15 protein-coding genes are annotated in these 22,764 nt (G+C 72.0%); 4 read left to right on the top strand and 11 right to left on the bottom strand.

Going from position 1 to position 22,764, the window contains the following annotated elements:
• Nucleotides 1-55 precede the first annotated feature (55 nt).
• On the bottom strand, nucleotides 56-850 hold the full coding sequence (locus ACLVWQ_RS18985) for a class II aldolase/adducin family protein (protein ID WP_414110052.1): 795 nt from the start codon (nucleotides 848-850) through the stop codon (nucleotides 56-58).
• A 282-nt stretch (nucleotides 851-1,132) separates the two neighbouring features.
• On the opposite strand from ACLVWQ_RS18985, the gene ACLVWQ_RS18980 reads away from it, so the two are divergent.
• Both ACLVWQ_RS18980 and ACLVWQ_RS18975 read left to right on the top strand, forming a co-directional pair.
• On the top strand, nucleotides 1,133-1,726 hold the full coding sequence (locus tag ACLVWQ_RS18980) for a hypothetical protein (RefSeq protein ID WP_414110051.1): 594 nt from the start codon (nucleotides 1,133-1,135) through the stop codon (nucleotides 1,724-1,726).
• 29 nt (nucleotides 1,727-1,755) lie between these two features.
• The gene (locus ACLVWQ_RS18975) at nucleotides 1,756-2,238 is read left to right on the top strand and encodes a pyridoxamine 5'-phosphate oxidase family protein (protein ID WP_414110050.1); all 483 of its coding nucleotides are present in this window, start codon (nucleotides 1,756-1,758) and stop codon (nucleotides 2,236-2,238) included.
• 23 nt (nucleotides 2,239-2,261) lie between these two features.
• Here ACLVWQ_RS18975 and guaA read toward each other — a convergent pair whose 3' ends face one another.
• Nucleotides 2,262-3,836: a glutamine-hydrolyzing GMP synthase gene (guaA, locus tag ACLVWQ_RS18970; RefSeq protein WP_414110048.1), complete on the bottom strand. Its 1,575-nt coding sequence runs from the start codon at nucleotides 3,834-3,836 to the stop codon at nucleotides 2,262-2,264.
• Nucleotides 3,837-4,498: 662 nt separating this feature from the next.
• Between guaA and ACLVWQ_RS18965 the strand changes: the two genes are divergently transcribed.
• Nucleotides 4,499-4,786, top strand: a complete 288-nt coding sequence (locus ACLVWQ_RS18965) for a chorismate mutase (RefSeq protein WP_414110047.1) — start codon at nucleotides 4,499-4,501, stop codon at nucleotides 4,784-4,786.
• A gap of 615 nt (nucleotides 4,787-5,401) precedes the next feature.
• On the opposite strand, the gene ACLVWQ_RS18960 is transcribed toward ACLVWQ_RS18965, so the two are convergent.
• Nucleotides 5,402-6,247 (bottom strand): hypothetical protein, encoded by an 846-nt coding sequence (locus ACLVWQ_RS18960; RefSeq protein ID WP_414110046.1) that lies wholly within the window; start codon nucleotides 6,245-6,247, stop codon nucleotides 5,402-5,404.
• Complete coding sequence (locus ACLVWQ_RS18955) at nucleotides 6,244-7,440, bottom strand: hypothetical protein (RefSeq protein ID WP_414110045.1); 1,197 nt, start codon at nucleotides 7,438-7,440, stop codon at nucleotides 6,244-6,246. The genes ACLVWQ_RS18960 and ACLVWQ_RS18955 overlap by 4 nt, the downstream gene beginning before the upstream one ends.
• 295 nt (nucleotides 7,441-7,735) lie before the next feature.
• Here ACLVWQ_RS18955 and ACLVWQ_RS18950 point away from each other — a divergent pair, with 295 nt between their 5' ends.
• Complete coding sequence (locus ACLVWQ_RS18950; protein WP_414110044.1) at nucleotides 7,736-8,755, top strand: LAETG motif-containing sortase-dependent surface protein; 1,020 nt, start codon at nucleotides 7,736-7,738, stop codon at nucleotides 8,753-8,755.
• A gap of 96 nt (nucleotides 8,756-8,851) precedes the next feature.
• Here the strand turns inward: ACLVWQ_RS18950 and ACLVWQ_RS18945 are convergent, their stop codons facing one another.
• The 7 genes from ACLVWQ_RS18945 to ACLVWQ_RS18915 form a co-directional block, all read right to left on the bottom strand.
• A complete protein-coding gene (locus tag ACLVWQ_RS18945; RefSeq protein WP_414110042.1) occupies nucleotides 8,852-10,648 on the bottom strand; it encodes a GMC oxidoreductase in 1,797 nt (598 codons plus the stop codon).
• A gap of 76 nt (nucleotides 10,649-10,724) precedes the next feature.
• The gene (locus ACLVWQ_RS18940) at nucleotides 10,725-12,362 is read right to left on the bottom strand and encodes a succinic semialdehyde dehydrogenase (RefSeq protein ID WP_414110041.1); all 1,638 of its coding nucleotides are present in this window, start codon (nucleotides 12,360-12,362) and stop codon (nucleotides 10,725-10,727) included.
• Nucleotides 12,363-12,527: 165 nt separating this feature from the next.
• On the bottom strand, nucleotides 12,528-13,952 hold the full coding sequence (locus ACLVWQ_RS18935) for a diacylglycerol/lipid kinase family protein (protein WP_414110040.1): 1,425 nt from the start codon (nucleotides 13,950-13,952) through the stop codon (nucleotides 12,528-12,530).
• Between the two features lie 140 nt (nucleotides 13,953-14,092).
• The gene (locus tag ACLVWQ_RS18930; protein WP_414110039.1) at nucleotides 14,093-15,718 is read right to left on the bottom strand and encodes a serine/threonine-protein kinase; all 1,626 of its coding nucleotides are present in this window, start codon (nucleotides 15,716-15,718) and stop codon (nucleotides 14,093-14,095) included.
• A 207-nt stretch (nucleotides 15,719-15,925) separates the two neighbouring features.
• Nucleotides 15,926-17,590: a protein kinase domain-containing protein gene (locus ACLVWQ_RS18925; RefSeq protein ID WP_414110038.1), complete on the bottom strand. Its 1,665-nt coding sequence runs from the start codon at nucleotides 17,588-17,590 to the stop codon at nucleotides 15,926-15,928.
• A gap of 216 nt (nucleotides 17,591-17,806) precedes the next feature.
• Nucleotides 17,807-19,606, bottom strand: coding sequence for a serine/threonine-protein kinase (locus ACLVWQ_RS18920; RefSeq protein ID WP_414110037.1), 1,800 nt, complete (start codon nucleotides 19,604-19,606; stop codon nucleotides 17,807-17,809).
• Nucleotides 19,607-19,868: 262 nt separating this feature from the next.
• Nucleotides 19,869-22,610 carry a protein kinase gene (locus ACLVWQ_RS18915; protein ID WP_414110035.1) on the bottom strand — a complete coding sequence of 914 codons (2,742 nt, stop codon included), beginning with the start codon at nucleotides 22,608-22,610 and terminating at the stop codon, nucleotides 19,869-19,871.
• Between the last annotated feature and the right edge of the window lie 154 nt (nucleotides 22,611-22,764).

Raw genomic sequence — 22,764 nt, 5'->3', positions numbered from 1 at the left:
CTGAGCTGTCCGACTCCGTCGACCGGCTTGCCCGCGGGTGAGCCGGTCAGTGGTGTCAGGACAGCAGATCCGGCTCGCTGCGGCTGATGTCCTGCCACAGCGGCTGGTAGTTGATCCACGCCACCAGGTCCCCGCCGAGCTGCTCCCGTGTCGCGACCGCCTGCTTGTGGTCGATCAGCACCGGACGCCCCGCCGCGCACGCGGTGAGCTGTACCTGGCAGGACCGCTCCATCGACAGGAACCACCAGGCCGCCGCGTCCACCGAGTCGCCGACCGTCAGCAGCCCGTGGTTGCGCAGCACCAGCGCCTTGAACGTGCCGAGCGCGGAGGCGATCCGCCGCCCCTCCTCGGCGTCCACCGCGACCCCCGAGTAGGCGTCGTACAACGCGTGGTCCTCGTAGAACGCGCAGCTCTCCTGCGTGATCGGGTCGAGCAGATCCCCGAGCGCGGCCAGCGCGCGTCCGTGCACCGAGTGGCAGTGGGCGACCGCGACGACATCGGGCCGGGCCGCGTGCACCTGGGCGTGCACGGTGAACGCCGCCTGGTTCACGTGATACCGGCCTTCGAGCACCTGCCCGTCCCCATTGGCCATCACCAGGTCACCTACGGTGACATGCTTGAAGGGCATCCCGAACGGGTTGACCCAGAAGCAGTCGCTGTACTCCGGATCGCGTGCGGTGATGTGGCCGGAGACCCCGTCCTCGAAACCGAGCCGCCCGAACAGCCGCAACGCGCCCGCCAGGCGTTCCTTGCGGTGCCTGCGCTCGTCGTCGAGCGACTCGTGCGTGGGCGGCATCGAGAACCGCAGTCTGTCGGTGGGAAGGGGCAGGGGCGGCGTGGGCCCGTGCATATGTCCTCCAGCCCTGAGGAACGGAGTCCGTACGGTGTACGGGCGGGAAGTTACCGGCGGTCAGCACAGGAGAACAGAGATGTCGAAGAAGAGAGTGCACAACCGTTGTACGAGATCGCCGGTCTGCCTGAGCGGAGCCAACGAACCCGTCGGACACCCGATCCGACGCCCCTTGGAGGGACCCCCCGTGCACAGCCTTCCCCACGAGCTGCGCGGACCGCGCCCCGCGACCGCACCCCGACACAGACCCACGCCGTCCGCGTGCCTGCCCCTGTCCTGCCCATGAAGAAGAACGAGCGCCTCATCGCGAACATGCTCAGACAGATCGCCACGCGCGACACGGTCCTCCTGGCCGACGCCGGCGGATCCCCGCGCCGCCTCGCCTCGCTCACCTACATCGCCGTGCAGTACGGCTTCCGGTACGAGGACGCGAGCCGGCTCGGCCAGACGCTCCAGGTCCGGCTGGTCCGCGACCCCCGCCCCGAGGCACGCGAGCGCGGCACGGCGGCCCTCAGCAGGCTGGCGGCGGGCCGCGCGCCCGGAATGCGCCCCGGGACGCTGAAGCCCCTGCCCGACGTGGCGCCGACGGTGGCGCTGCTCAGGACGCGGATCGAGTTCGACTCCCTGGACAGCGACCTCGACTGGCCCCGCAAGGCCGTCTTCATGACCGCTAGCACGGCCCTCATGGCACTGCTGCTGATCCCCGCTGGCTGGCGGGCCTCGCTCGCCGCGAGCGCCACGATGGCCGTGGTGTTCGCGCTCTTCCTGCGCATGGAGGTGCTGCGCAAGGACAGGCTGGCCCGGAGGCTGCGTTCGGCGGGCCGGGTCTCGCGCCGGGCCCCGCTGAGGCCCTCCCTGCCGAAAAGGCGACACTAGATGTCGGGTATGGGCGCCAGAATCGTCGTATGACGCGGACGACATCGAACTGGGCGGCCTTCGTCGCCGCCGAGGCTGACCTCGCCAAGACCGTCGAGGAACGGTTCACGGCCTTCACCCACCACGTCGTGGCGACCCTCCGCAAGGACGGGTCGCCCCGCACCAGTGGCCTCGAAGTGCGTTTCCTGCACGGGGAGTTGTGGCTCGGCATGATGCCGGACTCCCACAAGGCGCAGGACCTGCGCCGGGACCCGCGGTTCGCCCTCCAGGCGAATCCGGGTCCGGGCACGGAGATGGCCGGCGGGGACGTACGGATCGCGGGCCGGGCCGTGGAGGTCGTGGACCCCGCGGAGAAGGCCCGGTACACCGAAGAGGTGGAACCGCCGGAGCCGTTCCACCTCTTCCGCACCGAGCTGACGGAGGTCGTACGGACCCACGTCGAGGACGACACGTACCTGGTCGCCGAGGTCTGGAAACCCGGGGTGCCGGTGCGCACCCTCAAACGGACCTGAGCGGGGCTACCGCCCAGGTGCGTTCACTCCCACTCGATGGTGCCCGGCGGCTTCGACGTCACGTCGAGGACGACGCGGTTGACGTCGGCGACCTCGTTCGTGATGCGGGTCGAGATCTTCGCGAGGACGTCGTACGGCAGCCGCGACCAGTCGGCCGTCATGGCGTCCTCGGAGGAGACGGGCCGCAGCACGATCGGGTGGCCGTACGTGCGGCCGTCGCCCTGGACCCCGACGGAGCGGACGTCGGCGAGCAGCACGACCGGGCACTGCCAGATGTCCCGGTCGAGGCCGGCGGCCGTCAGCTCCTCGCGGGCGATGGCGTCGGCCTCGCGGAGGAGGTCGAGCCGGTCCTTGGTGATGTCGCCGACGATCCGGATACCGAGCCCCGGGCCGGGGAACGGCTGGCGCTGGACGATCTCGTCCGGCAGGCCGAGCTCCTGGCCGACCATCCGGACCTCGTCCTTGAAGAGCTGGCGCAGCGGCTCGATCAGCTGGAACTCGAGGTCCTCGGGGAGCCCGCCGACGTTGTGGTGGGACTTGATGTTGGCGGTGCCCGTGCCGCCACCGGACTCGACCACGTCGGGGTAGAGCGTGCCCTGGACCAGGAAGGCCACCTCCGGGCCCTCGTCCGCGATGATCTCCGCCTGGGCCTGCTCGAAGACCCGGATGAACTCACGGCCGATGATCTTCCGCTTGTCCTCGGGGTCGCTGACGCCCTTCAGCGCGGTGAGGAAGCGCTCCTGCGCGTCGACGACCTTCAGCTGGACGCCGGTCGCCGCGACGAAGTCCTTCTCGACCTGCTCGGTCTCGCCCTTGCGCATCAGACCGTGGTCGACGTACACGCAGGTCAACTGTGCTCCGATGGCCTTCTGCACGAGGGCGGCGGCGACCGCGGAGTCCACGCCTCCGGAGAGGCCGCAGATGGCGCGCTTGTCGCCGACCTGCTCGCGGATCAGCGCCACCTGCTCCTCGATGACGTTGCCGGTGGTCCAGGACGGGGTGAGGCCCGCGCCGCGGTACAGGAAGTGTTCGAGCACCTGCTGGCCGTGGGTGGAGTGCATGACCTCGGGGTGGTGCTGGACCCCGTACAGCTTCTTCTCGTCGTTCTCGAAGGCCGCGACCGGGACGACGTCCGTGGAGGCCGTCACCGAGAAGCCCTCGGGGGCCGCGCTGCACGCGTCGCCGTGCGACATCCAGACGGACTGCTCGGCCGGGGTGCCCTCGAAGAGGGTCGAGCCCGACTTGGAGACGTGCAGCTGGGTACGGCCGTACTCGCGGGCGCCGGTGTTGTCGACCGTGCCGCCGAGGGTGGTCGCCATCAGCTGGAAGCCGTAGCACATGCCGAAGACGGGGACGCCGGCCTCGAAGAGCGCGCGGTCCAGGCGGGGGGCGCCTTCCGCGTACACCGACGAGGGGCCGCCGGAGAGGATGATCGCGGCGGGGTTCTTGGCGAGCATCTCGGCGACCGGCATGGTGCTCGGCACGATCTCGCTGTAGACCCGGGCCTCACGGACCCGGCGGGCGATGAGCTGGGCGTACTGCGCGCCGAAGTCGACGACCAGGACGGTGTCGGGGGCGACGGGGGACACTTCTGGCACGGTTTGCCTTCCGGCGGGTCTGCGGGGCTGTGCTCCTGAGTCTAACCGGGCCCCCGGAACCGGCGTCGCCGTCCCTGGGGGCTGCCGCCCCCAGACCCCCGCATCGCGCTGAACGCGCTCGTCCTCAAACGCCGGACGGGCTGAAAAACGAAAAGCCAGGGCGCAGCCCGCTTTTCAGGGGCGCGGGGAACTGCGCGCCCAGCCACGACCGGCCCGCACCCGCCGAACGGCCGGGGAGGCGAGGGCGAAGCCCCGCCTTCAAGGGGCGCGAGGAACTGCGCGACCAGCCACCCCCGACCCGAACCCACCGAACGGACCCGAGAGGCGAGGGCGAAGCCCCGCCTACAAGGGGCGCGGGGAACTGCGCGACCAGCCCCCACCGACCCGCCGCCACCGCACCCGCGGACGCACCCGGAAGGCGAGAACCCGTCTCAGGATCCGGTCCGGGTTGGACTGCCGCCCCCGTCACGGCATACTGCTCCCATGCTCACGCACCAGACCTCCGTCTTTACCTATGGCAACCGGCCCACCGGCTGCCATGGTCGTGCTGCTTGAGCAACTGACAAGCGACTTCCCAGGCGCCCCGGGCCGACAAGGCCCGGGGCGCCTGCGTTTTCCGGACCTTGCCGCTCCGGGGCACACCACCCCAAGAGGAGCCCAAGATGAGCCCAGTCACCACGGACAGGACCGGCGCCCGCACCGAAGAGGCCGCCGACGTGATCGCCGGCGCCCGCGACCGCATCGACAGCCTCGACGACCGCATCATCGGCCTCGTCCAGGAACGCATGGCCGTCTCCGCCGTCATCCAGGACGCCCGGATCACCTCCGGCGGCCGCCGCGTGAACCTGTCGCGCGAGATGGAGGTGCTCGGCCACTACAGGGAAGCCCTCGGCAAGCCGGGCACCGCGCTCGCGATGACACTGCTCGAACTCTGCCGGGGCCGCATCTGAGGACGCGCACGGCAGCACGTACGGCATCCGTATACGACATCCGCGTACGACGGACGTCCGGTGCACGCACGTACCCATGTCCTCTCACCCGTACGGCGCGTGACCGCCCCACGCCGGGCTTCGTTGGTCCCGATGTCCGTGTCAGCCAGGGGCGGGCCCGAAGAACCACGCGTGGCTCCACCGGAGCGGGAGGCGTACGGACGTGCGCCGTGGGACCTCGTTCCGGACAAGTGACCGGTCGGCAGGGGACAGCGGCCCGGTCATCCAAGAGAGGTCGGCTCCGGGGACGCCCGGAGCCGACCGCCGGAATCTGCGCAAGCGCGGTCGAAACGGTTGCGGAGGCCACGGCCCATCCAGCACGATGCCTAGAACAACCCCACATTCCCAAGCACATCCCCGCATTGCACCGCCCCACCGCCATTGGTCCACACCACACGCACTCCCCGAGTGCGCCGGGGCGCAGACCGGCGGAGAAGCCAAAAAGCGGCGCTACCCCCCGGCGCCGCTTCCCGAGGCACCGGCGCTGCCCTGACGTCGGTGCTGACCACGAAGGGCCCCGCGGATCGTCCCGCGGGGCCCTTCGCTCCGTCCCTCGGCCTCTCCGTCTCCCGGCGGTCAGCCAGTCGTCTTCGCCAGCTTGGTGAGCTGCGCCTCGACCAGCTTCTCCGGGACCTCGATCCGGTCGGCGTCCAGCAGGTTCATCGAGCTGAAGGCCACCAGCGTCGTACCGTCGCGGACGACCGTGAACGCGGCGGGCACCTCCGCCCCCTCGATCGAGGCGAGCAGCCTGAACGCGACCGCCTCGTCAGCCGAACCCCCCAGGTCCGGGGCGTCCAGCGCCTTCACGTCCCGGTAGTCGTAGTCGGCGTGCCGGTACGCGGTGCAGTTCTTCGTCGCCTTGCGCAGGCCGTCGATCACCTTGTCGGCCTCGCCGGACGCGTACGACAGGAGGGCGAACGTGTTCACCGCGGAGTCCGTCTCGTCCTTCGCCACGACACCGCGGCTGACCCCGGCCTTCGAGGACGGGTCGGTGGTGAACAGGAACATGTCGGCGACCGCCTGGCACTTCGAGGGTGCCGCCGGGACGGACTGCCCCAGGAGGTCCGCGCCCTGCGACTCCTCGACCGCGAAGCCCTTCACATCGGCCGTCACGAGCGCGGCCTTCTTCAACTGCGCCTTGCTCAGGGGCCCGTTCGTCCCGTTCGTCCCCCGCGCGCCCGGGGTGTCCCGGCCGTCCTGTCCGCCCTGGGCGCCCTGGCTCTCCCGCGTGTCCTGATCCGCCCCGCCGGTGGGCGTCCCCTTCGCGCCCGAACCGCCGGCCGTCCGTTCGCTCGCCGTCGAGCGCGACACCTTCCCGTCCGGTGCGGAGCCGCCACCGCCGCCCCCGCACGCCGCGGTGCAGCCGAGCGCGGCCGCCACCCACAGCGCCACCACGGGCCGGGAGATCCTGTTCCTCATCATGTCCGGGACACCGTCCCACAGTCCGGGGACTCGGAGTCGTCGCCGATGTCCCGGCTGCGGTCGTACGGGTCGACCTCGGGCCCGCTCGGGCGCTCGCCCGTCTCGTCCGTCGAGCTCAGCCTCGGGTGCAGGAAGCCGTCGTACACGTCGCAGGCGGAGTTGGCCACGTCGTCGTCGTGGCGGACGACCGCCAGCCGGCCCGGCGTGACCCTGACCTTCGCCGGATCGGACATCCGCAGGTCGATGACACGGCGGACGATGGTGCGGGCCACCTCGGTGGAGCCGGGGTCGGCCGGGGCCAGCGCGTAGACGAAGGTGTAGTCGCTGTGGATGTCCACCGCCCCGTCCGGGCCCTCCTCGAACGTCGTACGCCCACGGGTCTTGACCACGTCGCCGACGAGCCGTACCTCGTCCTTGTCGAAGCGGCTGAAGAAGCGCAGCGGGTCATGGTCCTTGCCGGGCGCACGCAGCCGGGACCTCAGGTCGTCGACCAGTTCGGGCTGCCTGGGGTCGAGCACCTTGTCGAGCACGGTCGCCGGGGTGGCGCCCAGCAGCGTCCCGCGGTCGAGGTTCGCGTCGACGAGCAGGGCTTTGGTCTGCTCCAGGGCCTGGGCGACCTGCTCCTCGGAGAACACGCCGACCGCCTTCGCCTCCGGCAGTACGATCCCGGCCGCGCCGTCCGCGTACCGCGCCGCCGGGGAGCCCGCGAAGGGCTCGTCCAGGGTGGGCGCGCCGGGCACGGAGCCCGGGGCCGCGGTCTCGGGTGCGGTCTCGGCGGGGAGCGCGGACACGGGCCCCGCGCCCGCCTCCGCACCGGCTCCCGCGGTCGAGTCCGAGCCCGTGCCGAAGGGGTCTCCCGGCAGCAGCGACGGCTTCATGGCGACCACGGCCACCGCCAGCGCGAGCGGGATGCCGACGACCGTCCACACCTTGCGGCGCCGGGCCCTTCGCCCGCTCGCCCCAGGCCCGTCCGGGCTCGCACGCCAGCCCTGGGGCAGTTCACCGCGGGCCTCCTGCTGCCGCAGGCGCTCGGTCACCATGCGGGCGCGCGCGGACGGCTCCTTGGGCGCCTCGGAGGCCCGGATGTCCCGCTCGCTGTCCTGGACGAACCGTTCCCACACGTCGTCCGGTACGGACTCCCCCGGCCCTTCGGCCGACTTGCCTGCTGACTCCTCGGACGGCTTCTCGGTCACCGCGCTCGCGCCTCTCCCCCATCGCCGGCCCCACGGCCGACTCGCTGCTCGACGTACCGGTCGATGTATCCGACAGCCGACCGAGGGTCAGTTCTAAGGCGTGCGCACAGGAGTTCACAAGTCGGCCCCTTGTGTGACCCAGACCACATAAGAATTCTGTGAGTATCAGGACAACCCTTCACAGGTGTCACAGGTCTCACTTGCGGAACCAACGGCCGTACCCGTGCCCGCCACGCGGAGGCCTCCCTCATCTTGCGCCGCGGCAGTGCGGCGCACCGGACTTTCCGAGGTCTTCATGAAGCTTCGCCGTGTCATGGCCGCAGCGGCCACCACAGCCGTCATAGCGCCGCTCGCGCTGCTGTCGGCCCCGGCCGCGTTCGCAGACGAGCCCGCGCCCAGCGACTCCGAGTCCACGTCCGCGCCCGCGACGCCCGGTGAGACCGAGCCCGGGACCGGGGCTCCCGAGTCGACGGAGCCCGGTACGACGCCCGCGACGACGCCGGGCACCGAGATCCCCGCGGAGACGCCGCCCCCGAGCACCACCACGACGCCCCCCGAGTCGCCGTCCGGGACGCCCGAGCCGAGCGAGGAGCCGACCGACCCGGACGAGGACGCTCCGTACTGCGAGGACCTCGACGACGAGTACGGCGACGCCAAGGTCTCCGCCGACATCAAGGGTCTGCCCGGCAAGATCGTCGCGGGTGACGGTACCCACGCCTTCGAGCTCGTCGTCACCAACGACTCGAAGGAGGCGCTCAAGGACGTCGCCTTCTACGCCGAGGTCGAGAACTACGAGCTCGAGGAGTCGAAGTTCCTGAGCCCCCACGTCACGCTGGAGTTCAAGAACACCGAGTCCGGCAAGTGGGAGCGGATCGGCGACGAGGACTGGGCCGGTGACTACTTCTTCCACGTCGAGCAGCTGAAGGCCAGGGCCAGCCAGACGGTCGACCTGCGCCTGAGCGTCGACAAGAGCGCCCCGGTCGGCGACTCGTACTCCTTCGGCTCCGGCGCCTACGTCGACAACGTCGACGGCCAGGACTGCATCGCCGAGGGCTGGGCGCAGTACGACTTCGAGGTCCTGAAGGCCGGTTCGGCCAACGAGGACCCGGGTACCGCCACGCCGGACGACGACGGCGACAAGGACCCGGTGAAGAAGCCGCAGGGCAACGTCTCCGAGCTGCCGACGGGCAACCTCGCCGAGACCGGTTCCAGCTCGGCGCTGCCGATGATCGGCCTCGTCGGCGGTGTCGCGCTCGTCGCCGGCGCGGGGGCCGTGGTCATCGCCCGCCGCCGCAAGACCGGCTCCGACGTCTGACCCCGACGCACGACGCTTGACGCTTGACGAAGGACCTGCGCTCGGAGGGGGGCGCAGGTCCTTCGTGCTTCGGTCACTTCGTCGGCGGCTTTCGGGTCACTTCTTCGGCGGCACCGTCGGCATCCCCAGGAACGGCAGCTTCAGCGCGCCGAAGGCGTCCGCGGGGACCGCGGGGGACAGCGGCTCGACCGGCTTCAGGCGCTCGTACGCGGCGCCCGGCGCCGGACGCGGGTCCATCTCCCCCTTGTTGGGCCAGTACGACATCGCGCGCTCGGCCTGCGCGGTGATCGTCAGCGACGGGTTCACGCCCAGGTTCGCCGAGACCGCGGCGCCGTCGACGACGGAGATGCCGGGGTGTCCGTACACCCGGTGGTAGGGGTCTATGACGCCCTCGTCCGCGGAGGCGCCGATCGAGCAGCCGCCCAGGAAGTGCGCGGTCAGCGGCATCCCCATCAGCTCACCGACGTTCGAGCCGGCGAAGCCGTTGATCTCGGCGGCGATCGCGGTGGCGCCCTCCGAAGCGGTCCTGATCTGCTTCGGGTTGGGGGCCCCGTGGCCCTGCCGCGCCGTCAGCAGACCCTTGCCCGCGCCCTTCGTCTTCAGGTGCGTCGTCAGGGAGTTGTCGAGGGACTGCATCACCAGGCCGATGATGGTCCGCTCCGACCAGCGGCGGTTGGAGAGCGAGCGGACCACGAGGGTCGGGTGCTTCGCCGCGTTGACCAGCCAGGCGAGAACCCTCGACGAGCCTTCCGTGTAGGGGACCTGGAGGATCGACAGGCCGCCCATCGAGTTCGAGCCCTTGCCGTAGCGGACCGGCTCGATGTGGGTGTCGGCGTCCGGGTGGATCGAGGACGTGATCGCGACCCCGCGCGTGAAGTCGGCCTTCGCCTCGCCGGTGACCTTGCGGTAACGGCGGTCGCTGGTCTGCGCGCCGACCAGCGCCTCGGAGTTCGTACGGGTCAGCTCGCCCAGCTTGTCCGAGAGGTGCGGAAGCCGGCCACTGGCCTTCATGCGGTGCAGCAGGGTCTGCGTGCCGTACGTACCGGCCGCCAGGACGACCCGGCGGGCCTTGAAGACGCGCCCCTCGTCGTTGTGCCCCCTGCGTCCCTTGCGTCCGCGGTCCGTCGGGAGCGTCGCGACGGCGTACCCGCCCTGTGAGTCGTCCGTGACGGAGACGACGGTCGTCAGGGGGTGGACCACCGCGCCGGCCTTCTCGGCGAGGTACAGGTAGTTCTCGTTCAGGGTGTTCTTCGCGCCGTGCCTACAGCCCGTCATGCACTCCCCGCACTCGGAGCACGCGCTGCGGGCCGGGCCCGCGCCGCCGAAGTACGGGTCGTCGGCCCGCTGCCCCGGCGCGGCCTTCACCGCGCCGTCGGCGTCCTTGCCGTCGCCGAAGAAGACACCGACCGGCGCCATGTGGAAGGTGTCCCCCACGCCCATCCGCTGGGCGGCGGCCTTGAGGTGGACGTCCGACGGGGTCATGGTCGGGTTGAGCCGTACGCCGAGCATGCGCTGCGCCTGGTCGTAGTAGGGCTTCAACTCCTCCTGCCAGTCGGTGATGTCCTTCCACTGCGGGTCCTCGAAGAACGGCTTCGGCGGTATGTAGAGGGTGTTGGCGTAGTTGAGGGAACCGCCGCCCACGCCCGCGCCGGCGAGCACCATGACGTTGCCGAGCAGGTGGATGCGCTGGAGGCCGTACATGCCGAGCTTCGGCGCCCACAGGTAGTTCTTGAGGTCCCAGGAGTTCTTGGGGAGCGTCGCCGGGGTGAAGCGGCGGCCGGCTTCCAGGACGCCTACGCGGTAGCCCTTCTCCGTGAGGCGGAGGGCGGTGACGGATCCGCCGAAGCCGGAGCCCACGACGATGACGTCGTAGTCGTAAGTGTCCTGGGGCACGATGCTCCTCGTTGAGTGTGCGTGCGGGTGGTTCGTGGTTGCTCGCGCGGTTCCCCGCGCCCCTGCCGGGGGCGCCCTACCGGAACCTGAACGCCTTCATGAGCCGCAGGCTGCGGCTCATGAAGGCGGCGTACTTCTCGTCGTCCATGCCCAGGGACGGGGCCATCGGCAGCAGGCGCTGCTGGGCGACCGTCTGGGCCTCCGTGTACTTGAGGATGCCCTCGGAGCCGTGCCGGCGGCCCAGACCGGAGTCCTTCATGCCGCCCATCGGCGACTGGACACTGCCGTACGCGGGCCCGTAGCCCTCGTTGATGTTGACCGTGCCGGTACGCAGCCGGGCCGCGACCCGGGCGCCGCGGCGGCCGTCCTTCGTCCACACCGACGAGTTGAGGCCGTACGCGGTGGAGTTGGCGGTCTCGATCACCTCGTCCTCGTCCTCGAACCGGTAGACCGAGACGACCGGGCCGAAGGTCTCCTCGCCGCAGACCGCCATCGGCGTCTCGACGCCGTCGAGGATGGTCGGCTCGAAGAAGTACGGGCCGATGTCCGGGCGCGCGACGCCGCCCGCGACGACGGTGGCCCCCTTGGCGACGGCCTCCTCGACGTGCCGGGTCACCGTCTCCAGCTGGCGTTCGCCGACCAGCGAGCCCATCTCGGCGCCGTACGCGAGGGACGTGCCGAGCCGCATCGCCCTGGTCCGCGCCGCGAACCGCTCCAGGAACGCGTCCGCGACCGACTCGTGGACGTACAGCCGCTCGATGGAGATGCACAGCTGGCCGGCCGACGAGAAGCAGGCGCGGACCGCGCCGGCCGCCGCCTTGTCGAGGTCGGCGTCCGCCAGGACCAGCATGGCGTTCTTGCCGCCGAGTTCGAGGGACACCCCGACCAGCCGGGCCGCCGCGCTCTGGGCGACCTCGCGGCCCGTACGGGTGGAGCCGGTGAAGGAGACGTAGTCGGCGTGCTTGACGACCTCGGGGCCGATGACGGGTCCCTCGCCGAGGACGACCTGGAAGACGTCCGCGGGCAGACCCGCCTCGATCAGCAGGTCACGGGCCCACAGGGCGGTGAGGCAGGTCTCGGTGTCGGGCTTCATCACGACGGCGTTGCCCGCGACGAAGGCGGGCAGCGCGTCGCCGACGGACAGCTCCAGCGGGTAGTTCCAGGGGGCGATCTGGCCGACGACACCGCGCGGGTGGCGCAGCTCGGTGACCTTCGTGAGGGCCGGCACGGCGCCCGCGTGGCGCTTGGGGCGCAGGTAGAAGGGGGCCCTGCGGCCGTAGTGGCGGGCCGCGACGGCGACCGCCTGGATCTCCTCGTGGGCGTGCAGGCGGGCCTTGCCGGTCTCCAGCTGGATGAGGTCGAGGACCTCGGCCTGGCGGGCGAGCACCAGGTCGTGGAAGCGCAGGAGGACGGCCGCGCGCTCCTTGACGGCGGTCCGCGCCCAGCGGGACTGGGCCGCGCGGGCGCGCTCGTAGGCCCTCGCCACGTCCTCCGGGGTGGACTCGGGCAGGTCGGCCAGCTTCTCGCCGGTGAACGGCGTGTGGTTCGCGGTGCGGCCCGAGCCGACCACGCCACGCGTGAGCTGGGCGATCAGCTCCGGCGTGACCACGTCGGCAGCCGTACGGGCGCCCTCGGGGGCGGGCGCGAGCGGGTTGGTGCCGGTCTTTTCCGGGGCCTGTGCCTGGGCCTGGGCCGGGGCCTGCGAGTCCGTCATGAGCCGCAGGGTATGCCCGTCGGCGCACTTTGGGTACCCGTCGGTAACAGGGTTTCACCGTCTACACACACAACGCCAGTGATCACTGGCAACAAACCACCTGATCAGGTGGTTGTCCCAGCCGATCAGGCAGTCAGGACCGGAGCCGGCGTGATGTCGACGACCTCAGGCCGTGGGCGGCGTCCGGTGCTCCGGCCCGAGCTCCTCCCTCGGCAGCGCCCGGTGCTGGGGCAGAGCCGTACGCCCCACCGCCGCCGCGAGCTTGCGCAGCCGGCGCCAGTCCATGGGCGGCTTGGTCTCCGGCACGCCCGGCCGGTTCCCGGGGACGCGCACGCGCAGGGCACCGGGCTCGATCCGGCACCGTACCGGCGTGGGAAGCACCAGCGCCTCGCCGTCGATGCCGACCTCTATCTCGGGCCGGTCGGCGTCCACGACCACCTCGCGGGTGGTCAGCACCGTGAGGCCGGTGGAGTGCGGGCCCAGCAGCAGCCCCGCGGCCTCGGCGGCGTTGTCGACCCTGATGCCGAGCACGCCCAGGACGCCGGACTCCAGGCGCTCGCGGTAGCCGAGCCCCACCGGATCGTCCATGCGGTAGGGGTTGTTGCTCACGAGGAGGGCCTGGGGCGCGTCGATGACGGTCCCTTCCGCGCCCGCGGCGCCGCCCGCCGCCTCCAGCCGGGCGGTCAGCCGCGGCCCGCGCTGGTGCGTGAGCAGCTCGGGCAGCAGCTCCAGCGTCGTACGGACCTTGTCGTCCCGGTACTCGGGGCTCTGCACGACCACCGCGTACGCCCCGAACGAGGCGTTGTTGACGAACGGATACGTGTCGGCGAAGCCGAGGTCCGTGTGGAGTTCCACGCCGTCCTCGGTGAGCGCGTCCAGGCTCGCCGCCGGGTCGTCGCGGTCCAGGCCCAGGTCCATGGCGAAGTGGTTCCGGGTCCCGGCGCAGACGACGAGGAACGGTATGTCGTGCTCCGCGGCGACGGCGGCGACCAGTGCCTGCGTACCGTCCCCGCCCGCGACCCCGAGCAGGTCGGCGCCGTCCGCGACGGCCTTGCGGGCGAGTTCGGTCACGTCCTGACGCTGCTCGGGGTCGAGCAGGTGGACCTGCGCCCCGAGCCGCTCGGCCTTCTCCCTCAGCCCGAACTTCTCGACCTTCCCGCCCCCGGACCGCGGGTTCATGATGAGGAAGGGCTTGGCGGGGGCGGGGGTGCGGTGCTCCCGCACGCTCACCGCATGCGACTTGGTGCTGCTCAGCGCGTGCTTCCCGGCCCAGACGGCGAATCCCCACAGGGCCAGGGACACGACGACGACCCACAGCAGGTTCTCGGCGGCGAAGAACCAGATGACGGCGGCGGGTGTCGCGAGGGCCAGGGCCCCCGCCGCGCCCCGGGCCGGTCCCCGCAGGGTCAGCACCCACCACAGCGCGGCCACGGTCAGCGCCGTGCCGAGCACTCCCACCGCGACGAGCAGCAGACTCGCCGCCTTCGCGGACACGAGCGGCAGCAGCACCGCGACCCCGGCGGCCCCCAGCGCGCTGCGCGCCGCCCACCGCTGCCGGGCGTGCGCCCGCCCGTCAAGATCCAGGCCCACAGCCTGCCGCCTCTCTCCCAGTCCAGAGGCAGCAGTATGCCTTCCCGGAGAGCGAGTTGGCGCTCCTTCAGGGCCCTACGGCAACCCGTCTCACCACAGGTCTCATCACGTGTCCCACCGCCGGCCGGCCGGCCGCCGCCTCACAGCTTGGCTATGTCCAGATTCGCGATGGCCGTCTTCGCGACCTCGCGCCCCCGCTCGGTGAAGTCGCCCTTGCCCGGGTAGCCGATCATCAGCTTGTACATGTCGCCGGACCCGGCCTTGTAGTAGAGGACCTGGATCTCGCGCGGACGCGGGTTGTCGGTGTCCGTGCTCGAATAGACGAGGGTGTTGAGGGCGGCCTTGCGGTCCTTGTACGTCGTCTCGACGGCGTCGCTCCTCGGTGCGGGGTCGGAGTCCATACCGAGGGCGTACGCGCCGCTCTTGCGGTAGGTGGCGTCGTCGTCGTACATCTCGGCCGCCGCCGTCCCCGCGATCTCGCCCGAGGTGTCCTCGGACTTCTTCTCCAGCGTCAGACTGATCCAGAGGGTCCCGCTCGGGTCGGTGAACTGGACCCAGTGTTCGTCCTTGGGCGCGTCCGCCTCGGGCACCGACTTCTGGTAGCCGTCCGGCACCGCCACCGTGGCGCCCAGCGCCTTGACGTCCGTCTTCCGCCAGCTGTCCGGCAGCGGCCCGGCGAACGGGTCCGCGACCACCAGGTACGCCGCCACCGCAGCCGCGACGACCACGGCACCGAGGCCGACCCATCCCGTGCGGCCGACCCGGAACGACCTCCCGGCGGGCCCCGATCCCGATCCTGAGCCCGGTCCCGCGAACTGGACGATCTGCGTGGGCTCCGGCTGGGGCGGCCGCGCGGCCTGTTCGAGCAGTACGCGTACCCGTGCCGCGTCCGGACGGTGGTTCGGGTCCTTGGCGAGGAGGCCGTTGATGGCCTCGGCGAGCGGTCCCGTGGCCGAGTTGGGCGGGGCCGGCGTGGCGTTGAGGACGGACTGGAGCGTCGCGGGCGTGTTGGTGCGGCGGAACGGCGAGACGCCCTCCGTGGCCGCGTACAGGACCACGCCGAGCGACCAGAGGTCGGAGGCGGGCCCCGGGCGCTGGCCCAGCACGCGTTCGGGCGCGATGAACTCGGGCGAGCCGACGAAGCCGCCGGTGTCGGTCAGATTGGTCTCGCCCTCGATCTGGGCGATGCCGAAGTCGGTGAGGACGACCCGGTCGCCCGTGCCGAGCAGTACGTTGTCCGGCTTGACGTCGCGGTGCAGGATGCCCGCCGCGTGCGCGGCCTCCAGGGCGCCGAGCACCTCGAGGCCGATTCTCGCCGCCTCGCGTGCGCCGAGGGTGCCTTCCTGGAGCGCGCCGCCCAGCGATCGGCCCCGTACCCGCTCCATCACGATCCACGGCTGGCCGTCGACGACGGCGACGTCGTGGACGTTCACGACCGCCGGGTGGTCGAGCCGGGCCGCGGCGCGCGCCTCGCGCCGCATCCGCTCGAAGACATTGGCTCGTTCACGTTCGGGAAGGTGGTCGGGGACCCGCGGCTCCTTGACCGCGACCTCCCGGTCCACCGTCTCGTCCTTGGCCCGCCACACGGTGCCCATGCCACCGTGGCCGAGCTTGTCGAGCAGTCGGTACCGGCCCGCGATGATCCGGCCGGCGCCGGGGTCCTGCGGCGCCTGCTGTTCGGGCACGATCTGGGTCGGCGCGGCGTACGGGTTGCCGGGCTGCGGCACGGCCGCCGGTGGGCGCGGCGGTTGCAGATCGAAACTCATCGGCTCGTCGGACCGGTGACCGGACCCGTGACCAGGCCCGTGATCAGGCCCGTGATCAGGCCCGTAAGGTGCTCCCCCGTTGCTGCTCATGGGTCCATCCTTATCGCGGCAGGCGCCTCCGCTCCACCCTGGGCGCTTTCCGGTCACAGACCCGTGACGCAGGATGTTTCCTATCTTCCTTATGCGCCTTTTATGACGCCCCGTGCCTCACGACCCGGTACGGGCGAACGTGTCGACCGCGACGTCGAAGTACTCCCGCGCCTCCCGCGCCTGACCGACCGGCGCCGACACCAGTACGTCGTTCAGCCGGCCGCTCTCCGCCCAGCTCAGGTCGTAGGTGTGCCGCGCGCCCTCCGCCTCGCTGAAGCCGTCCCAGGTGAACTCCCACAGCGCGGCGGTGCGCCCGGCCCTGGTGGTCTCGGTGACCCGGCCCCCGCGGTACCCGGGATGGGTGCCGGACCCCTCGGCGGCGGCGCGTTCCAGCACCGCGAGCGGGCCGTCCGCCACCGGGTCGGACACCTGGACGCCGATACGGAAGATCTTGCCGGCCGACACGTAGTAGATCCGCTCCCCTTGTGTCTCACGGGTGAAGCCCACCGGGACGGCCAACGAGAAGCCGGCCGCGTCATGGACCAGGCGGTACCCCGTGGGGACAGTGCGGCCGCCGGAGGCGGTGGGCCGGGAACCGCTGACGGTGGGCGTGGGACGCACGGTCGAGGTCGCGCCGTCCGTGCCGCTCGTATCACTTGTATCGCTCGTACGGGACGAGGAGGCCGGGATCGTGGGCGGTACCGGACCGCTGCCGTCGTCGCCGATCAGCAGCGCGGCCGCGGACACGCCCGCCACGGCCATCGCCGCGACCAGGGCGGCCGCGATCAGCGCGTTGCGCATGGACGAGGGGACGGCGAAGGCGGGCCGCGGCGGGTGCGGCACGGTGGGCTGCTCGGCGGTCGTCGGCGCCGGGGCCCCGGTGCTCCGACCCGATATGCCCCGCCGGGCCGGCGTGTAGCCGGGCGGCACCGGTGGCATGTGGCCCGTGTCCAGGAACGCCCGCAGCAGCCGCTCCGCCTCGCTCGCGTCGAGCCGCCGTTCGGGATCACGTTCGAGGAGGCCCAGTACGACGGGCAGCAGGGGCTCGGCGGCGGCGGGCGGGTAGATGTCGTCCATCACCACCGCGTGCAGGGTGCCGCCCAACGAGTCGCGGCGGAAGGGGGATTCACCGCTCAGCGCCGTACAGAGCAGCGCGCCGAGCGACCACAGGTCGGACTCGGGCCCGGTCCTGAGGCCGGACATCCGCTCGGGCGCGGTGTACTCGGGCGAGCCCACGAACGACCCGCCCTCGGTGAGCGTCGTCGCGCCGGAGACCTGCGCGACCCCGAAGTCGGTGAGGACGACCATGCCGTCCAGGGTGAGGAGGACGTTCGCGGGCTTCAGATCGCGGTGCAGGACACCGGCGTCGTGCGCCTTGCGCAACGCGCTGAGCAGGTCGATCCCCATCCGGGCCGCCTCGACGGCGTCGACGGGGCCGTGCCGGGAGATCCGCTCGGCGAGCGAGCCTCCTTCGAGCAGGTCCATGACGATGTAGGGGCGGTCGTCCTGCTCGACGACGTCGTGCACGACGACGATGTGCGGATGCCTCAGTTGCGCGACGGCGCGCGCCTCGCGCAGGGTGCGCTCGCACTGGAGCCGGTACTCCGCCGCCGAGAGCGAGGAGTCGAGGGCGATCTCCTTGACCGCGACCTGCCGGGCGAGCAGTTGGTCCGTGGCCCGCCAGACCACGCCCATTCCGCCCCGGCCGATACGGGCCTCCAAGCGGTAACGTCCGGCGATGACCCGGGTGTTGTCCTCCGGTCTCTCCCCCTCGGTCCCCATGCGCCCCATCATGCCGCAACGGACGGACCCCTTCCGGGTCCGGACACCGACCTGGCCGACAACCGCCGTAGGCGACCACGCGCGCGTCCGCGGCCGGGCACCGCCCGGTCCTCACGCCTCGCACGACTCACACGGCCCGTCCGACCCGCTTGCCGTGCACGGCAAGCGGGTCGACCGAGTCAAGCGGTCATACGGTCGGGCAAGCCGGGCGGGGCATCACTGTGCGGCCGGCGGCCGCCAGCCCCGGAGGACCGTGTCGAACTGCTCCCGCGCCGTCTCCCAGTCCGCGGCGGGCGCTGACATGTAGATCACGTACTCGACCCCGTCACGGCTGAGATACGACTGCTCGATCGCCCGGCGCGGACCGGGAAACTCCGTGTCCTTGGCCAGCGCGGTCCAGGTGAAGTCCCACAGCGCCCCCGGCCGGTCCCGGAACGTGTTGTCCTCCAGACTCACCCGCTGGTAGTCGACCAACCGCACCGAGATCTGCTCCTCCAGGTCCTCCATGTGCCGGAAGGAGGTGTCGAAGTCGGGCGACTCGTCGACCGCGATACGTACGAAGTGCTCGCCGGCGTCCGGCGTGTAGTCGATCTGCGTGCCGTCGACCTGCCGCTTCCAGCCCTTGGGCAGGACGAGGCTGTAGCCCTCGGGGTCGTCGACGCGCTCCCAGCCGTCGGGCACCTCGCCGGTCCGGGGCTCCCCGCTCTGTTCCCCGGTCTGCTTCCCGTCGTCCTGTCCGGTCGGCGAGGACGTGTCCCTGGGGGCCGAGTGGTTCGAGGACGAACCGTCGCTGTCCCTCCATCCGTCCGAGAGCAGCAACGCCGCGACACCCCCGCCGCCGACGAGCGCGGCGGTCAGCACGACCGCGGCGACGGTACGGAACCGGCGGCGCCCGGACTCGCCGGCCACCGCCGGGTGGTTCGCGGTGGAGTCGGCGCCGCCGGAAACGGGCCTGCCGTGGCTGCCGTAGGTGTCATGACCGCCCGGCGGCCCGTAGGCGCCCTGCGGATACTGGTTGTTCTGCGAACCGGAGGCTCCGTACGTCCCCTGGGCGGCGACATGCGTGGCGTCCGGTGACCCGGGCGCGACGGCCTGCCCCTGTCCGTACGTGCCCTGGGGCCCCTGCCCGTAAGCGCCTTGCGGCTCCTGCGGGGCGCCGGTCACATGCTGCGTCGGCACATAGGCCTGCGCCGAGCTGGGCGCCCGCCCCTCCGCCGCCTCGGCGAGCATCTGCTCCGCCTCCTCGGGACCGGGCCGCTCGGCGGGGTCCTTGCGCAGGAGGGCGGTGATGACGGGGGTGAGCGGACCCGCGTTCCGCGGGGCGTCGGGCTCCTCGCCGACCACGGCCTGCATGGTGGTCAGAGGGGTCGTCCGCCGGAACGGCGACCGTCCCTCGACCGCCGTGTAGAGCGTCGCGCCGAGCGCCCACAGGTCGGCGGAGGGCCCCGGGTCCTGGCCGCGGATGCGCTCCGGCGCCAGGTAGTCGACCGAGCCGACGATCTCGCCGGTCCGCGTGATGGTCGTGTCCCCCTCGACCTGCGCGATCCCGAAGTCGGTGAGCAGCACCCGCCGGTCGTGGGAGAGCAGTACGTTCCCGGGTTTGACGTCGCGGTGCAGGACGCCTGCGGAGTGCGCGGCCCGCAGCGCGCGCAGCACCCACAGCCCGACCCGGGCCGCCTCCCGGGGCTCGATACGGCCCGACTCCTTGACGGCGTCGGCGAGCGAGCCGCCCTCGACCAGCTCCATCACGATCCACGGCCGGCCGTCGTGCTCCAGCACGTCGTGCACCGTGACGACGGCCGAGTGGTTGATGCGCGCCGCCGCGCGGGCCTCGGCCCGGGTACGGGCGAGGAGGACGGACTGCTCGCTCTCGGACACGTACAGCGCGGCCGTCAGCTCCTTGATCGCGACGGCGCGGTGCAGCACCTCATCGTGCGCACGCCACACCCGGCCCATACCGCCGCTGCCGATCGAGTCGGCGAGCCGGTAGCGCCCCGCGAGAAGCAGGCCCTGCATCTGATTCACGTTTCCCCGCAATGCTCTTGACAGGGTCAGACTAAGGACCGACACCCGCCCAGGGAACCGGCGGGGTCCTACGGAGACAGCACTGTGACGGTCGCGGCGTACGTGAACGAGCACCCGCAAGCCGGTGATCAGGCCCTGAGCCCCGAACCGGGCTCACCGGCAAACCGAGCGGTCTGCCGGGCCGACGCCACCTCGGCACAAAGTCCCTGACCGCACAGGGTCATGACGCCGTATCAACGGGTGATCCTGGTGCTCAACCGGTGATCTGGTACGTCGACGACGCCTGCTCGTACAGCCGTGTCACCTCGTCCCGCTCGGCCTCCGGACCGCGCAGTTGCACCACGTGGTACCGCCCACCGGCGATGATCACGAGGTTCCGTACGTAGACCTCGCCGCCCGTGGAGTCCTGCCAGGTGAACTGCCCCTCGGCCATGGCCCGTCCGCCGACGTCGATCCGCCGCATCCCGCTGGACGTGGCCCACGTCGAGTCGCGGAACGGCTGCAGTTCACGCTCGTCCTCGCGCTGATAGGTCATCGGATCGCTGCCGAAGTCCCCGGTCTTGTCGCGCCCCGGGACGATCAGCAGCTCGAACTTGCCGTGCGAGTAGACGACTTGGCCGCGACTGTTCTTCCCGGTCCGCTCCCAGCCGTTGGCGACCGCCACCCGGAACCCCTCGGAGTCCTTGCGCAGGGTGAAGCCCTGCGGAAGCTCGGGGCCGGTGGTCTGGGTCGTCGAACTGGACGAGCGCGTCGGGCTGCTCTCCTCGCCCGGCTTCTTGTCGTCCTGCGCTCCGGTGTCCTTGTTCCCGGCCGCGCCCGCGTCGGTGTCCCCGGTGTGTCCGGGGGTGGGGCTGACGACGTCCCCCGCGGATCCGGTGCGCTCACCGCCGGTGCCTGTCTTGGGCATGAACGCCATGGCGTACGCGACGGCCGCGGCCATGACGAGCAGGATCACCAGAAGCAGGGTGCGGCCGAGCCGGCGGGGCTTGACCTCCCCGCCCTGCTTGCCCCGCTTGTGGCGGCCGTGCGGGCTGGTGGCGGGCAGCCCGGCGCGCCGCCTGCGGACCAGCTCGCCCCGACGGCGTACGACGGGGAGCCGGGCGGGGTCGACGGGCGGCGCCGCGACGACGTACGTACCCGCCTCGGGTTCGGGCGCCGACCGCACCAGCGAACGCAGCCAGCCGCGAAGCTCCTCGAAGTCCAGCCGCTCGGTGGGGTCCTGGCGCAGCAGCGACTCCACGACCGGCCGCAGCGGACCGCACTCCTCCGCGAACGCGGGCGGCTCCGCGCACACCAGCTGCACCAGCTCGGCGGTGCTCTCCTCGGGGTAGGGCGCATGTCCCTGGACGGCGCGGAAGAGCAGCGCGCCCAATGCCCACAGGTCGGTCGCGGGACCGATGGGCGCCGCCAGCTGCCAGTTCTCGTGGACCGGTCCGGCCTGCTCGGGCGCCCAGCGCTCGGTGACGGGCCCCACTACGGCCATCCGCGCCTGCCGGGCCCGCTCCGCCGCCAGCGCGGTGGCCGGACCTCGCCGGACGGGGGCCTGGGCGGGGACGAGTCGGCTCCACTGCGTGGGGGCCTCACCGGTGCCGGGAGCGCCGTGCGCGGCGGTCTCCACGGCCCAGCCACCGGTCGCGTCGCCGTTGCCGTTGCTACTGCCATTGCTGTTGCCGCTGCCATTGCCATTGCCGCTGGCGCTGGCGCTGGTGCTGGTGCTGGTGTGCCCGTCGGGGAGCGCGGGAGGCAGGCCCGGTCCGGGGCCGGGGGCCGCCACGGCGGGAGCGCCGCTGCGCGGTGCGGCACCGTGCCAGGCGCCCGGCATCCCGCCCACCCCGTACGGGTCGGCGATCTGCCCCGGGGGTGACGTGTGCTCGACCCCCTGTCCGGTGATCTGCCCGGCGATCCGGGCCGGGGCCTGGCCCGGTATCTGCCCCTGACCCTGACCCTGACCCTGGCCCCGGCTCTGGCCGGTCCCGGTGTCGGTGTCGCTACCGGCGGGCCGGGGCGGCGCGGCGGGCAACGCGTTTTGGCCGCCCCGCTGCTCCTCCTGCACCCGCGCCGCCGCTCGCGCGCCCGCGCGGTAGGCCGCGATGGCTCCGGCCCGTGCGGCCCTGACGTCGCCGCCCGCTCCCGGCGCCCGCTGCGCCACCTCCGTGGCCTGCGCCTGTGCCTGCGTGACGGGCAGGTTGCTCCCGCCTCCGGGCACGGCCTCGACCGCGGCACGGCCACCGGACCCGCCGAGCTGCCCGGACGACGAGCCGCCCGGTCCTGTCGGGCCCACGGGGCCGCCCGCGGTTGCGGATCGACCCTTCGTACCTTCGTACCTGCCCTGGCCCTGGGCCCGGCCTTCAGCGTCGTCGCCGCCCTCGCCCTCGTCTTCGGCGGGCGGCACCGGGTCGTACCCGCACAGCGCCTCCTCCGCGGCTCCCGAGGCGAGCCCCGTGAGCATCACCCGCCCGTCGTCGCAGACGAGCACCGTGCGCGCGGTGATGTTCCGGTGCACCCACCCGTGCGCGTGCAGCACCCGCAACGCGGTCAGCACGTCGGAGGCCACCTCGGCGGCCCGGTAGGGGCTCAGCGGTCCCTCGGCGAGCAGCGCCGCGAGCTGCCGCGAGGGCACCGACTCGCTCACTATCCACAGCGACCCGCCCTCGGCGAACACGTCGAAGACCTGGTCGAGCCGAGGGTGGTCGGGTATCTGCGCGGCGGCCTGGGCCGCCTCGATCGCCCGGCGCACCGCGGGCTCGGTGGGCCGCCGGGTGGGCCGCGCGGACGGCCTGCGCACACCGGCGTCCCGCGCCACGAACCCGTCGGGCAGCCCGTCCGTGTCGAGCACCTCCGCCTCGACGACCTCGGGCAACGGCACCTGACGGACCAGGACTTCCTGTCCGCTGTACGTGTCGAAGGCCCGGCTCTCGGCGAACTCGTACTCGTCCGTCGGCGGGAGCGGCAGGCGGTAACGGTCGGCGAGCACCCGTCCCGCGTAGTCCTCCACGATGCCTCCCCCGGCCGACCGGTTGGTCACTTCCGTTCGTCGTGCGCCCCGTTGTGGCTGCAGTTGTGGCTGCGTACGGTCCGCAACCACTCACGATACGTGCCGGAAGCAATCCGCAATGAAGAGATGCGAGATCTCAATGGTCCCGTGCCCC

It is taken from the genome of Streptomyces sp. CWNU-52B, from assembly GCF_047444975.1.
In the GTDB taxonomy this organism is placed as follows: domain Bacteria; phylum Actinomycetota; class Actinomycetes; order Streptomycetales; family Streptomycetaceae; genus Streptomyces.
Note: the sequence above shows the minus strand (reverse complement) of the source record. Positions and strands in the feature narration are given on the sequence as shown.

Bases quoted from the DNA above. Each gene is read 5' to 3' on its own strand.
- ACLVWQ_RS18985 (WP_414110052.1), bottom strand. From the start codon at position 850: ATGCACGGGCCCACGCCGCCCCTGCCCCTTCCCACCGACAGACTGCGG.
- ACLVWQ_RS18980 (WP_414110051.1), top strand. From the start codon at position 1,133: ATGAAGAAGAACGAGCGCCTCATCGCGAACATGCTCAGACAGATCGCC.
- ACLVWQ_RS18975 (WP_414110050.1), top strand. From the start codon at position 1,756: ATGACGCGGACGACATCGAACTGGGCGGCCTTCGTCGCCGCCGAGGCT.
- ACLVWQ_RS18965 (WP_414110047.1), top strand. From the start codon at position 4,499: ATGAGCCCAGTCACCACGGACAGGACCGGCGCCCGCACCGAAGAGGCC.
- ACLVWQ_RS18960 (WP_414110046.1), bottom strand. From the start codon at position 6,247: ATGATGAGGAACAGGATCTCCCGGCCCGTGGTGGCGCTGTGGGTGGCG.
- ACLVWQ_RS18950 (WP_414110044.1), top strand. From the start codon at position 7,736: ATGAAGCTTCGCCGTGTCATGGCCGCAGCGGCCACCACAGCCGTCATA.
- ACLVWQ_RS18940 (WP_414110041.1), bottom strand. From the start codon at position 12,362: ATGACGGACTCGCAGGCCCCGGCCCAGGCCCAGGCACAGGCCCCGGAA.
- ACLVWQ_RS18930 (WP_414110039.1), bottom strand. From the start codon at position 15,718: ATGAGTTTCGATCTGCAACCGCCGCGCCCACCGGCGGCCGTGCCGCAG.
- ACLVWQ_RS18925 (WP_414110038.1), bottom strand. From the start codon at position 17,590: ATGGGGACCGAGGGGGAGAGACCGGAGGACAACACCCGGGTCATCGCC.
- ACLVWQ_RS18920 (WP_414110037.1), bottom strand. From the start codon at position 19,606: ATGCAGGGCCTGCTTCTCGCGGGGCGCTACCGGCTCGCCGACTCGATC.